The sequence below is a fragment of the Rhodopirellula baltica SH 1 genome, from assembly GCF_000196115.1.
GTDB lineage: Bacteria > Planctomycetota > Planctomycetia > Pirellulales > Pirellulaceae > Rhodopirellula > Rhodopirellula baltica.
The window spans coordinates 6,456,625-6,469,726 of sequence record NC_005027.1; the positions used below are offsets into that span (position 1 = coordinate 6,456,625).

Annotated in this window: 8 protein-coding genes; 1 reads left to right on the forward strand and 7 read right to left on the reverse strand. The window is 55.7% G+C overall.

The window, feature by feature from the left end:
• Positions 1 to 2 precede the first annotated feature (2 nt).
• Positions 3 to 2,564 (reverse strand): alpha/beta hydrolase-fold protein, encoded by a 2,562-nt coding sequence (locus RB_RS24885; protein ID WP_164923035.1) that lies wholly within the window; start codon positions 2,562 to 2,564, stop codon positions 3 to 5.
• A gap of 271 nt (positions 2,565 to 2,835) precedes the next feature.
• Here RB_RS24885 and RB_RS24890 point away from each other — a divergent pair, with 271 nt between their 5' ends.
• Complete coding sequence (locus RB_RS24890) at positions 2,836 to 3,789, forward strand: cobalamin-binding protein (RefSeq protein ID WP_011123518.1); 954 nt, start codon at positions 2,836 to 2,838, stop codon at positions 3,787 to 3,789.
• A 177-nt stretch (positions 3,790 to 3,966) separates the two neighbouring features.
• Here RB_RS24890 and hisI read toward each other — a convergent pair whose 3' ends face one another.
• The 6 genes from hisI to RB_RS24920 all read right to left on the reverse strand — a co-directional run bounded on the left by hisI (position 3,967) and on the right by RB_RS24920 (position 13,050).
• Positions 3,967 to 4,347 carry a phosphoribosyl-AMP cyclohydrolase gene (gene hisI / locus RB_RS24895; RefSeq protein WP_011123520.1) on the reverse strand — a complete coding sequence of 127 codons (381 nt, stop codon included), beginning with the start codon at positions 4,345 to 4,347 and terminating at the stop codon, positions 3,967 to 3,969.
• 8 nt (positions 4,348 to 4,355) lie between these two features.
• Positions 4,356 to 5,354 (reverse strand): NADPH:quinone reductase, encoded by a 999-nt coding sequence (locus tag RB_RS24900; protein ID WP_007326204.1) that lies wholly within the window; start codon positions 5,352 to 5,354, stop codon positions 4,356 to 4,358.
• A gap of 85 nt (positions 5,355 to 5,439) precedes the next feature.
• On the reverse strand, positions 5,440 to 8,892 hold the full coding sequence (locus RB_RS24905; protein WP_164923036.1) for a hybrid sensor histidine kinase/response regulator: 3,453 nt from the start codon (positions 8,890 to 8,892) through the stop codon (positions 5,440 to 5,442).
• Between the two features lie 4 nt (positions 8,893 to 8,896).
• Positions 8,897 to 11,539 (reverse strand): serine/threonine-protein kinase, encoded by a 2,643-nt coding sequence (locus tag RB_RS24910; RefSeq protein ID WP_011123523.1) that lies wholly within the window; start codon positions 11,537 to 11,539, stop codon positions 8,897 to 8,899.
• The gene (locus tag RB_RS24915; protein ID WP_164922477.1) at positions 11,536 to 12,183 is read right to left on the reverse strand and encodes an ECF-type sigma factor; all 648 of its coding nucleotides are present in this window, start codon (positions 12,181 to 12,183) and stop codon (positions 11,536 to 11,538) included. Before RB_RS24915 ends, RB_RS24910 begins: the two co-directional genes overlap by 4 nt.
• A gap of 9 nt (positions 12,184 to 12,192) precedes the next feature.
• Entirely contained in the window at positions 12,193 to 13,050 is an 858-nt protein-coding gene (locus tag RB_RS24920; RefSeq protein ID WP_231845963.1) for a histone deacetylase family protein, read from the reverse strand.
• Positions 13,051 to 13,102 lie beyond the last annotated feature (52 nt).

The window sequence follows — 13,102 nt, forward strand, 5'->3', positions numbered from 1 at the left end:
GATCACTTCTCGACTGTCAGTTCCCGTCGATAGATGGTCGATCCGTTGGTGACATACAAATGAGAGTGCTCTGGACCAGCTAGCACGCAGCTTGTCAAAGGTTGATCCACGTTCGGTTTGGGAAGCACTCCGCACGGGCGACCTGTTGGGTCAAAGATCTGCACGCCCAGTTCGCTGGTGACATAGAAGCGACCAATCTTGTCGACCGCAGAGCCATCTCCCTTGGATGCTTGAATGTATGGGGGTGGTTCATTGAAATTGAATTCGCCCTTGGGATCGATCGGCAATCGCATCGGCATGGTCGGCATCTTTGCGTCGAGTACACCGTTCTTGTTGACACGGAATGTCCATGTCGATGGGCCACCATGGTCTGAAACCAGAAGCGTGCCACCGTCGTTGGACAGTACGATGCCGTTGGGGCGGGTGATGCCTACGTCGACCGCAGTCACCTCACCAGTCTCGATATTGATTCGAGTGACTTGGTGAGCTCTGGTCTCGGTGATGAACAAATAGCCTTCGTCGGAAACGGCAAGATCGTTCGGTGTCACATTCTCTGCAATCGTGTTCACGTCACCTGATTTTGGATCAATCGAGATCACTCGCTTCTTTGATCCTTGGCAGGCGTAAATCAGATCACCTGGGCCAAACATCATTCCGCTAACGGCTTCCTTTGCGATGACCGTTTTACTTTGATTTTTCGCGTCGACTCGGACCACCGCTGGAGCACGCATGTCGCAGTAGTAAAAATTGCCTTCTGCGTCGCTGCAGGGAGCATCCGAGAATCCAAGGTCATCGGCGACGACTTCCCATGACTTACCAGGGACAAGCAAATTCAAGAGTGTCAGGTCGCCACGAAGATCATCGGAGGTGTCGATGGATGGTGTGTGTGTCTCGTTGCGCCAGAGCCACCTCATTGCCTCGGGAAACTGCATGCTGCCGAAATCGGCGTTGTGCCCGTAACCTACGGCCCAATCCAGGCGAACGTCGTATCCCATGTAGGACAGCGATGACTCCATGCGTTGATTGGCGATCGGCCAGTGCCCAAACGGGTTGTCGTTGTCGCCGCTGGTATCCGACATATAGACGCGAATGGGTTTGGGTTCGGTTTTGCGGATCAAGGATGAATAGAGATCTCCGCCACGCAAATTCACGAAACTGCCAACATTGGAGTAAACCTTGCGGAATTGGTCGGGGCGTTCCCACGCAACGGTGAAGGCACAGATCGCGCCGGAACTGGATCCGCCAATCGCACGCATGTCGGGATCGTCAGAAAGGTTGTATTTTTTCTCGACCTCGGGAAGGATCTCTTCCAATAAGAATCGACTGTACCGATCACCTAGACTGTCGTATTCGAAGCCTCGGTTGGAAGACTTGCGGCCCTTTCGTGGTTTGGATTTGTCGTGTCCCGGATCAAGAAACACTGCAATTGTCGGCGGCATGTCGCCGCTCGCGATTAAGTTGTCAAACACGGTTGGGATGCGCCAGCGACCTTTCTTATCACGCATCCGCTCTCCATCCTGGAACACCATCAAAGCCGCTGGTTTGCTCGCATCGTATTGTGCCGGAACGTAGATCGACCAGTCACGAACGGTGTTGCCAAAAATTTCTGAATGCCAAGGCGGCATTGATTCCACCTTGCCTTGTGGAACGTTTTTATTGACGACCGCGAGCGGGTGTGGTCCCCATCCTGGTTTGGTGGATGCTGGAGGTGTGACGGTCGATTCCGCGTCATCGTTCCACAGCCACTGCAAGGCGCTGGGCAGTTCTTTTCCGCCCCACTGACCGCTGTGTCCGCCTTCGGTCATCACGAATTTGTACTGGTAGCCCGCGAACTGGAGTGCGGCGGCCATGTCGCGGTTTGCCAATGGCCAGTTGCCATGCAGGTTGCTCAGGTCATCGCGACCTTCTTGCAAATAGACCTGGATTGGCTTGGGATCCGATTTAGTTTTGCGAATCAAGCTGGGATAGGCCCAGCCACCACGAATGTTGGTGAAGCTTCCAATGTGGCTGAGCACCTTGCCGAATTGGTCCGGTCGTTCCCACGCCACGGTGAAGGCGCAGATTCCACCGGAAGAAATGCCCGCGACAGCGCGGCGTTTAGGATTGGTCGATACTTTCAGGTCCTTCAATGCTACTGGAAGGAATTCATTGATCAGGAAGTTCGCATAGCGATCACCCAATGAGTCGTATTCAAACGAGCGGTTGCTACGGCTCTTGGCATCGGGCTTGGTGGCCGGGATGGTACCTGGATTAACGAAGACCGCGATGGTCGGTGGCAAGGAACCCTTGGCAATCAAGTTGTCCAGGACGATCGGGACGCGGAAGGAACCGTTTGGTTTTGCGTAGTTCATTCCATCCATGAACACCATCAAGTTGGCTGGTGATTCAGGATCGTATTGCGATGGAACATAGACGGCGTAGTCTCGCCGAGTCCCTGGATAGATCTCGCTGGTATCGAACACTCCCTTCGTGATTTCGCCTTGTGGCACGCCATCCTGAACCGTTCGCAGCGATTCGTCATCTGCGTTTAGACCAGTCGATAGAACGAAAACCGCGGCGAGTATCCAAAGGCAGGAGCACGACCGGATCCACGAAGCAAATTGCTTTTTCGCGGGAACGAAAGTTATTGGATCGAAGGGGTGAAGCATGGTGATTCGCTCGGTGGGATGATGTTGGGGTGGGATCCTGCCGCGTGAGTTCGCGTGAGGGGGCTCTGATCATCGTTGCTGGTGAGTTGGCAAGCAAGTCCGGCAACCGGGTGAACATCCCGGGTGGGAAGATTGCTCCGGCCTGATAAGGTTCTTTCAAAGCCATCTCCGCCTCAGCAAACCTTTCATGAACATCATTTCACTTCTGCCCAGTGCGACCGAAATCATTTGTGCGTTGGGACTGCGGGACCAACTCGTGGGTGTTACACACGAGTGCGATTACCCATCCGGTGTCGATCGCCTCGCGAAAGTCACTCAGACGTTGATCCCACATGATGCGACCAGCGGCGAGATTGACACGATGGTCCGAGAGCGACTGCAAACCGAGCGAGCCTTGTACTCACTGAAGATGCCGGTGGTGGAATCATTGGCGCCGGATCTGATCGTGACTCAAGCGTTGTGCGACGTGTGCGCGGTGGCGGAATCGGAAGTCAATGCGGCGGCGTGCTCCTTGCCCGGAAAGCCTCGCGTGGTGAACCTGGAACCGACCTCTTTGTCGGAGATGTTTGATTGCATCACGTTGGTTGGTAAAGCAGCCAATTGCCCGGACCGAGCGGCAACTCTGATTGAACAACTGAAATCGCGAGTCGCTCGAGTACGAAAACGTTCAGAGGATTGGTTAGCACGGACGGGGGCGAAAGTGCCGAGCGTGATGTTATTGGAGTGGATCGATCCTCCGTTCAGTGCTGGTCACTGGAGTCCGGAGTTGGTGCGATTAGCGGGCGGCAACGAATGTGTGGGCGAGGCCGGTGAGCGTTCCGTGACGACGTCTTGGGATCGCATTCGAGAAGCGGATCCAGATGTGCTGTTCATCGCATGTTGTGGTTTCAGCGTGTCGCGAACCCTGGAAGACGTGCCAATTTTGTGTGGCTATCCCGGATGGTCCGACATGAAATGTGTTCGCGAAGATCGCGTCTACGTGGGCGACGGTTCCGCCTACTTCAGTCGGCCGGGACCACGATTGATCGACAGCCTCGAAATCCTCGCCAATACCCTCCACCCTGAAATCCACCCACTCCCAGATGGCCTACCACCCGCCACGCACCTCAAAAAGGTGTCAGGTACCTTTTTGGGGGAATAGGTGGTTTTTCTGTTGTTGGATGTCGTGTGAATGGTCTTCCAGCCGACAGATTGGTGACCGAAGTATCTGGCTTTCACGCGACTGTTGACCATCCGTTTCTGATCGGTATCGAAACGCGTTCAGCGGACAAAGAAACTCGAAATTGCCTATCTTTTCAAAAAGGTACCTGACACCTTTTTAGGCGATGCGTTCTTCGGTGATGTGGGTGGTGCCGTCGGGATCGACGCGGCGGAAGAAACAGCTTTCGTAGTTTTCGTGGCAGGCAGCTCCGGTTTGTTCGACGGACAAAAGGATCGTGTCGGCGTCGCAGTCCACTCGGATTTCCCGTACGACCTGAGCGTGGCCGCTGGTGTCACCCTTCCGCCAAAGTTTGCCTCTCGAACGGCTGAAGTAGACCGCTCGATTGCCCGAGATGGTTTCGTCCCAAGCTTCGCGGTTCATCCACGCCAGCATCAACACCCGCCCGGTGGTGGCGTCTTGGGCGATGGCGGGCAGCAACGGTTGACCGGTCTTGGGACACGGAACTCCGGCGTCAAAGTTGGGCACGTGGGATGACATGAAGATGATCAGGTGTTGAGTGTGACAATGATTTTGCCCGCCAGCTGACTGCTGTCTTCGAGCGTTGCGGATTCTTGCAAGGCGTGTGCTTGGGCGGCTTCGTCCAAACTGAACCGAGCACTGATGTTCGCGGACAATTTGCCAGACGCCAACCACTGGGAGATGTCTTCGGCGGCGTTTTTCATTTCCATCGGCGTGGCTTTGAACATTACAAAACCATGCAACGAACATTCTTTGACATAGAACGGACCAACTGGGAACGCGGGTTTGGCATCTCGTCCCGCCATCAAGACCATGCGTCCCCGACCGGCCATTAGATCGATCGCCATGTCAAAGTCTGGTTCGCGTCGTGTCTCCCAAAGCACATTGACTCCGTCGGGAGCAAATGCTTTGGTGCGATCTGCGATGGATTCATCTTTGTACAAGATTACTTCTTCCGCACCGAGATCGCGGCAGACTTGTGCCTTCGCTTCGCTGCCGGCAGTCGTGATCACGCGCGCACCAGTTGCAGCGGCCATTTGCACGACCATGGACCCCACGCCGCCACTGCCACCGATGACCAGGATCGTTTCGCCTGGTTCCAATTGGGCTTCGCGAAAGAGGCCTAGGTGAGCGGTGACTCCAACCAATGCACATGCGGCAGCGTCTTCGTACGGCACCGGTTCAGGTAGTTTGAATGTCCAGTGCTCATCGACCGCGATCAATTCGGACAACGTACCCTGCCGTCCAAGCAAGCCTTGGTTGGTGCACCAAACCCGATCACCGATGGACAATCGCTTGACACCCGGCCCGACGCTTTCGACCACGCCAGCGGCATCGCATCCGGGAACAAACGGTAGAGGCAATTCCATCGCGATGGTGCCGTTCCGGATGTACGTGTCGATCGGATTGATCGCGGAAGCATACACTCGAATCACAACTTGGCCGGGACCCGGTGTGGGGTCAGGTAGCTCACCAACTTGAAGAGCGTCGGCAGGTCCGGTTTCGGTGATGAAGGCGGCTTTCATGGGGTGCACTCGCTGAAAAAGTCATTCGTCAAAAGGGAAGTTCAGATCGTTGAGGGCGATCAACGTCGCGTTGGAAGCGGACATTTTAGCGTTGCTTGACCGATTCGCGAATGCGAGAGACCCAGTCGGTGGCTTTGCTTTGAAGGTCCGCGATGGCTTTGGATTCAGGTGATTCGGCATCGTCGGCGTTGGGATCGTTGGTGACATCTTTCAGACGTTCCACCCACTCGGAATCCTGGATGGCGGATTCGACTTCAGCGGCCATGGCGACGTCCTCTTTCGGCGCGAAGTATCGCAAACATGATTTCAGCGTATGGGATGCCGATCTCAGTTTGTTCGCGTCCCCTTGTTTTGCACCCTGTTTAAGATTGGTCAGCAATGAAGGGACTTCCATCAAGAATGCATCGCAAACAGAGTCCATTGTCTCGGAGTCACCGCCGCAATGCTTTGACAATTGCGAACGCCAATCCCAGTGCTGGTTGTCCTCTGCCTCGACACTTGTTTCGTCGGGTGCCGCTTCGGTGGAAGACGATGAATCGTTAGGAAGTGAGTTCGTGGTGTTCAGGTCGGGTGGCGTTGGCGAAGTTTTGTCTTCCGAGAGTGGCGGAGGCAGCATTGCATCCGTTTCCGCGGACTGAGAAACGCCTAGAACGCGTTCGATTTCCGTCAGCAGTAGATCGAGGTCGACCGGTTTGGTGATGTAGCCGTCCATTCCCGCTTCGCGGCAAAGCTGACGATGCTGGTCGGTGACATGCGCGGTCAGTGCGATGATCGGAGGCGGAGTCTTGCCCGCTTTCAAGGCATGTTGATGGATGATGCGAGTCGCTTCGGTTCCATCCATGTTCGGCATTTGCAGGTCCATGAGGACGCAGTCGAAGGTATTGGATGCCAATCGCTCGACGGCGGCTTCTCCTGAGTCCGCGGTTTGTACACGATGACCCGAAGCCACCAATTGGTCGTGAATCACCAAGCGATTCGTTGCACTGTCATCGACGACCAGCAACTTGTAACCCTGAATGGCGTCGGTCGGTGATGCGTTGACGTGTTCATTTGCAGATTGTGAATTGGTGAGCAACGCGGTGCCGGGAGCCTGTGATTTCGAAGGGTTGGAATCGCTCTTGGTCGTTGTTTCCAGTTTGGTTCCTCGGCGTCGTTTGCGTTGTCCACGGCTTGATTGCAACAATGGTTTTCCAGCCAACCAACGCCGAAGTTCATCGGGATGCAGTGGTTCGATCACCACCGCGTCTTCGCGTTTGGCACGCCTGGGCGTAGGCTCACCCGCTCTGGTGACCCAGAGGACTCGGTCGCTCGATTTGCGAGCCCGGATGCGGAAGGCGGCATCGGCGGTTTGGTCCGTCAGGATCCAGTGCAGGTGAACGCATTCAGCTTCCAACATCGATGGCGTGCGGATCGGCCAGCGACAATGCAACAACGTTTCCGCGATCGCATCTTGCATCGTGGTGTTGCCAACCGAGACCACCGCGGTGGCGCCTTCGGGTGCCGACACGACTGGTTTCTTTTCAGCACGTTTCTGATTTGTATCCAGAGGCAATGCAAGCGCACACTGGAATTGACTGCCCAAATCCACTTGGCTGGTCACGGTGATGTCGCCGCCCATTCGTTGAGCCAAACCGCGAGCGATTGCCAAGCCCAGTCCGGTTCCGCCGAACTGTTTGTTGGTGCCACGATCAGCTTGTTCAAACGCATCAAAGATTCGCGATTGATTTTCGGGAGCGATGCCGATGCCGGTGTCGGAAACGGTCAGTTCAAACCACGCCATCGGGGTGTCGTCTGTTGATCCGTTGGTTGTGATTTCAGGTGAGTTGGCATCGTTGCCGTGTGATGGCGGGGCGTCACCGATGGGGCCCAATCGCAAACTGACTTCACCTCGATTGGTGAATTTGATCGCGTTGCCCGCCAAGTTGATCACGATTTGGCGAATTCGTTTTGGATCGGCAATCACTCGTCTAGGGGTATCGGGAGCAATCGACAAACATAAACGAACCGGTTTGTCGGCCACTCGAACGGCGAGGCAACCAAAGGCATCACCGACGACCTCGTGCAAATCAACTGGGACCGGATCGATGGCGACTCGACCGGCTTCGATGGCGGCGAAGTCAAGGATGTCTTCGATGACATCACGAAGCAACTCGGTGTTTTGAGCGATGAGGTTGACGTAACGACGCGCTGCCGTGGGCAGGGTTTGCTGACCCAATAGATCAGTCAGTCCTCGGATGCCTCCCAGTGGTGTTCGCAATTCGTGTGAAATGCCGGCCATGAATTGCGTCTTCGTGCGGTTGGCTTGTTCGGCCGCTGCTTTCGCTTCCCGCATTGCTTCAAACGCAGCCCGTTGCAATGTGACGTCGCGAATGATGACGGCTTGCCCGGTCGCATCACCGACCGGAATATGGTGGATGGAAACTTCGCTCTCAAATGAACTGCCATCACCACGGCGGAGTCGCAATTGATGGCGTTCTGCCAGTGGCAATCCACCCCATTGATTGGACACCGGTGAAATCAAATCGTTCAACGGACGCCCAACCAAGCGTCCGCCACCGGCTTGCAAAAGTTCGCTGGCCGATGGGTTGGCTTCCACGATCGCACGTTGGTCATCGATCAATAGGACCGCGTCACCGGCGGCATCAAATAACGCTCGTTTGCGAGCCTCGCTGTCTCGAAGGGCAATCTCGTTTCGATGTTTTTCGGTGATGTCCCAAAAAATGATCTGAACGCCAACGCATTGTCCATTTTGATCGTACTCCGGTGCTTTGAAGACTTGAGCGAATCCAATGCGACCATCGGGACCCGGATGCACCTCCACCTTGTCGACCGCTTGTCCGGTCGACATCACCGACAAGTCATCTGCGCGATACTTGGCACCGATTGAATCACCAAAGAGTTCCGCATCGGTACTGCCGATCACATCGACGGGGGTCATTCCGATGTCTGCGCAGAACTGTTCGTTGGCGTAGGTGAACACACCTTCGGCACTTTTGCGTGCGACCTGCAGGTGCATGCGATCGATCAGCGATTGGAAAGTCGTTTCGCTTTGATCCAGTCGATGTTGAGTTTCTTGACGTCGTGTAACTTCGTTCCGCAACGCTCGGTTGACTCGCCGAATTTGCAACGATCGTCGATGCACTCGGTGCTGAAGCGTTCGCTGATGTTTCAGGCGTGTGCGCAAACGGCCTTGTAAGTAGATGTGGAAATAGCCTGTCGCCATCAACGCAAAGAATGTCCACAGTCGAACTGGTTCGATCCAGGCAAACGGTTCCGCACCGGCCGCTCCGGCGAACCGTTGGGCGATCGGGCCAAAGACATGAAGCAAACCCACCGCGGCAACGGCGACGCTTTGAATCGCTGTCATCCAGGTGATGAAGCGACGGTGTAGCACTCGCCAAGCCAACGGCAAGAAGATTAGATGAGCAACCACGACCGCCCAGTCCGGTGGCGTCATCGCATCGGCAATAGCAACGAAGAGAACAAGGATCACCCAAGATCGTGGACGTCGCCAAAGTTGTGTCCACCATCGTCGCATGATTTCAAAGCTTTTTGGCGAGTTCTTCATCGGCGTGACGTTGCCACCAATGGCGTGCGTCCTCTTGTGTCCAAGGATACCGCGGAGCGAGTGCATCCAAACGCTGAATCAGATCCGCGACGGAGCCCACACGGTCGTGTTTGTCCTTGGCCATGCAGGCTTGCACCAGCGCATTCAGTTCGGCTTCGACCGGCTCGCCGCGATGCGTTTCAATCTCGAGCGGTTGTTGCGTCAAAATCAACGCGAACATGGACTCGGGATCGCATTCGGCAAACGGCGGACGACCCGACAACAAAAAGTATAAGACACAACCGAGGGAATAGACATCGCTTCGCGGGTCCATCACCGAGGGGGCACGGAATCGTTCAGGTGCCATGTACATCGGCGTTCCCGCCCAAACGGTCTCGGCGGTTTGGAAAACGCCTTGGTTGGGCTCGAGTGGTTTGGCCAACCCGAAGTCAAATACCACTGCCCAGTCACCCACGATGGTGTCAAAGCTAAGCATGATGTTTTGCGGTTTGAGGTCGCGATGCATCAGGCCTTGGGAATGAGCCTCCAGGACCGCTTGGCAGACCTGACGCATGATCCATATTGCTCGAGCCGGTTCTTGGTGACCGCTTCGAGCAACGATTTCAGACAACGTTAGACCGTCGAGCAGTTGCATGACGCAAAAAGCTTCGCCGTGTTCATTGTGTCCGTAATCGTAAATCGTCACGCTATGAGGACTGCACAAACTGGCTGCCAAACGCGCTTCGCGGTCAAACCGGCGATGATCATCGTCGTCTTGGCGGTCGACCCGCAGAACTTTCAACGCGATTTCGCGTCCCAGTTCCGTGTGGCTGGCTCGATAAACGACTCCCATTCCACCGGCACCGAGTTCCTCGTGAATGTGATAGCGTCCAAGTGGTTGTTTCAAAGCCGATGGTGCGGGGCCTTTTAAAAGCCGTTTGGCAACCAGGATCGGAAGGATGGATGCGATCGAAAGCAGCAACGCCCATGGCCAAGTGGAGGCCAGCGGATAGGTCAGTTGATGGGAATCGCTCTCGATGATCAGTCCCATTCCAAACTCTGGCAGCCACTGCCATACACCGACGCAGTCCTTGCCGGTGTAGGTGCGGTAAGTCTGACCATGCACCTGTGGTTCGGGGCTGTGCGAAACCGAGGCTGCGGCGATTGTCAGTGGATGAATCGTGCGACCGATCGATGATTCGCTGTTTGGATTCAGCATTGCTGATTCGGTCAGGCGGTCGAGCTGGGCGACCAATTGGTTCAGACGTTCTTCCGCTTCGGAAGGGTTGGCAATTTCCGTGACGCGAAATCTGGCTCCCAATGACTGAGTGATCTGTTCGGGCAAATTCAAGCTGCGAGTTTGCATGAATCCGTCGCGGTCAACCAAGTACGCATCGACCGAATTCGCGTGGCTGATCAGTGCGAGGGTTTCGTTCAACCAGCGGCTGGTGTTCGGCGGAATGATGACTGCCGCACCGAGGACATCTGATCGAAGCGAATCCGGTTCTTCGGTTTCGGCAGACGATTGTTCGTGAACGGGAACGATCCACGCCAATGGATTGGACACCGCATGATCCAACTCGTCGGCGAGTGTTTTTCCTAGCAAGGTTGCTAGTGGTGATGGAGCATGGAGCACGGTCCGCCCACTGAGTGCTCGGGCCAAATCAGCGGCCCCGTCGGGTGGGAGTTGGACATTGGCTTCATCGGTCATCGAGCGGCCACGATCGTTGCCGAAGACAATCGTCAGTGGTTGAAGGTCTCGACTGAAGAAGATGACATCAGGCGGCTGGAACGCCGGAAGGTCATGCGATTCGAATTCGGGTCGATCGGCATTCACGTTGCGAACGGCTTGGGTGAATAGCAGTGTTTGATTTTCAATCGAGTCGGCGAGTTCAGCGGACGACAAATTTTTAGACCGTGAACGAATCGCATTTCGAACTTCTGGCTGACGAGCCAAATCGATCGCGAATTGTTTGTCGCGGTTCAGCAGTTGTTCCACTTTGATTGTGGACAGATCCAGTGCCAGCGAGAGTGACCGTTGGATGGACAAGTCGGCTTGCCGTTGCAGTCGGCGGTCTACCCATGCGGCAACCACCCAGATGCAAGTGATCGTGACGGCGGTGAGTAGCCAAACGACCCAGTTGTATTGCTTTGCCCGATTGATTGGACCAATCGAGGTCAGCGTTTTTCGTTGTCGGCTGCGAGACGGTTGCGGGCGGTTTGCATCGTGACGCGGCATCGCATGGGTTCGCTGCGCAGCGTGCACAGTGTGTCCCGCACTTGCGTTGCCAGGAATGGAGCCGGGAACGGTCTCTCCATTGGATTCGGGCTTCGCATCGGAGGCGGTTTCCGACATGGACCGGATGGCTCTGATCACTTCCGATTCAGTCGTTTCACGGGGCGTTGGTAGGCCTTGTCCAAAGGGCACCGATCCGTTGCCGGGTCTTGGCCGCGTTGCTGCGCCTTCCACACGAGCTGCGTTGGGATCATGTTCGGCGAGAAGCGAAAGGACCTCGCGAATCAGTTCTTCATCGCCCGCCGCTTGGTCGCGAATGAACTTTTCTCTCGCGACCTCTTCGATCTCTTCGGCTTCCCAGAACAGGTCGCGGACACGTTGGTAACGATCCGCATCCATCATGAGGTGGACGATGGATCGTCGGTGGGCAGGTCATCGGCCTTGGGTTCTGAGCCTTCTGCTTCTGAGCGGACCTCTTCTGAACCCTCTTCATCTGGGTCGCGAAGTTCGCGTCGCATCCAGGCACGAGCCATCGCCCATTCTTTTTCGACAGTGCGAAGTCCAAGGTTGAGTTCCGCAGCAATCTCCTTCATCCCCAGGCCACCAAAGAATCGAAGTTCGACCACTCGGGCTTGGCGTGGACTTAAGCTCGCCAACTGCAGCAGCAGTTCATCCAACGCTACAACGTCATCGTCCTGGTCCAACAAAAAAGTGACTTCGTCGTCCAGCTGACGCCGAATCCAGCCTCCACCACGCTTTTGGGCTTGGGTCCGCCGAGCGTGATCGACCAGAATTCGCCGCATCACGGTCGCACCGATTGCAAAAAAGTGCGTCTTGCCCTGCCAATCAACATGGTCTTGGTCGACCATTCGCACATAGGCTTGGTGGACCAGGGACGAGCTGCTCAGTCGCTCCCGCCGCGGCTCAGATTGAAGGAACCGGCCCGCCATCCGACGCAGATCGTCGTATAGAAACGAGAACATCTGGTCGGTTTTGGCAGCGTCGCCGTTTTGACTACTTTGCAAGATTTGCGTGATCGACGACATCAACGAAGCTCAACGGGACAGTGACCAAACTTTGGCGATATGTAAGGTTTGGGAGTGAATGTCAACGATCTCTTTGACTTCTACAGAGTAACCCCCAGCCATGGCGATTGCCACCGGCAAATCGTTGTGATGACACCACTGGAGCACCAACTCGTCTCTTCGTCGCAATCCGTCCATCGTCAGCGACAGTCGCCCCAGCCGGTCGTTCTTGTACGGATCGGCACCGGCGAGGTAGATGACCAAGTCAAATTGACCTGATTCACTTTGATGTTTCTCCAGTTTTGCGAGGACGGATCGCAACGCGTCGCAGTAGTCGTCGTCTCCCGTTCCGTCGGGAAGACTGACATCCAGATCGCTGGGCATTTTCCGCAGGGGAAAGTTTTTGACCCCGTGCACCGAACAAGTGAAAACGCTGGGCACGTCCTTCAAGATCGACGCTGTGCCGTTGCCCTGATGGACGTCCAGATCGATGATCGCGGCTCGCTGAATCAGCCCCTCGGACTGAAGCGTCCGGATAGCAACCGCGGCATCGTTGAACACGCAGTAACCTTCGCCTTCGCCGGCGAAAGCATGGTGAGTGCCACCGGCGAGGTTGGCGGAAATTCCTTCATCGAGGGCAGCCCGAGCGGCTGAGATCGTGGCACCGGTGCTTCGGCGTGAACGTTCCACCATTTTCGCGGACCACGGAAATCCGATGCGCCGGATTTCTTGCTTGGTCAATGTTCCCGACTGAACCCGCTGGACATAGTCCGGTGTGTGACAATGAAGAAGTTGCTCGTCAGTTGCCGCTTGAGGGACGATCAACGTGTCGTCTCGGTGGTGTTCAGATTCGACGACCCGCTGTCTCAACAGACGGTACTTGGACATCGGAAACCTGTGCCCCTCGGGCAATGGCAGGTCAAAATGATCGGTGTAGTAC

Excerpts from the sequence above, each read along its gene's own strand:
- RB_RS24915 (WP_164922477.1), bottom strand. The coding sequence starts at position 12,183 with ATGTCGTCGATCACGCAAATCTTGCAAAGTAGTCAAAACGGCGACGCT.
- RB_RS24920 (WP_231845963.1), bottom strand. The coding sequence starts at position 13,050 with ATGTCCAAGTACCGTCTGTTGAGACAGCGGGTCGTCGAATCTGAACAC.
- hisI (WP_011123520.1), bottom strand. The coding sequence starts at position 4,347 with ATGTCATCCCACGTGCCCAACTTTGACGCCGGAGTTCCGTGTCCCAAG.
- RB_RS24910 (WP_011123523.1), bottom strand. The coding sequence starts at position 11,539 with ATGATGGATGCGGATCGTTACCAACGTGTCCGCGACCTGTTCTGGGAA.
- RB_RS24905 (WP_164923036.1), bottom strand. The coding sequence starts at position 8,892 with ATGCGACGATGGTGGACACAACTTTGGCGACGTCCACGATCTTGGGTG.
- RB_RS24890 (WP_011123518.1), top strand. The coding sequence starts at position 2,836 with ATGAACATCATTTCACTTCTGCCCAGTGCGACCGAAATCATTTGTGCG.
- RB_RS24900 (WP_007326204.1), bottom strand. The coding sequence starts at position 5,354 with ATGAAAGCCGCCTTCATCACCGAAACCGGACCTGCCGACGCTCTTCAA.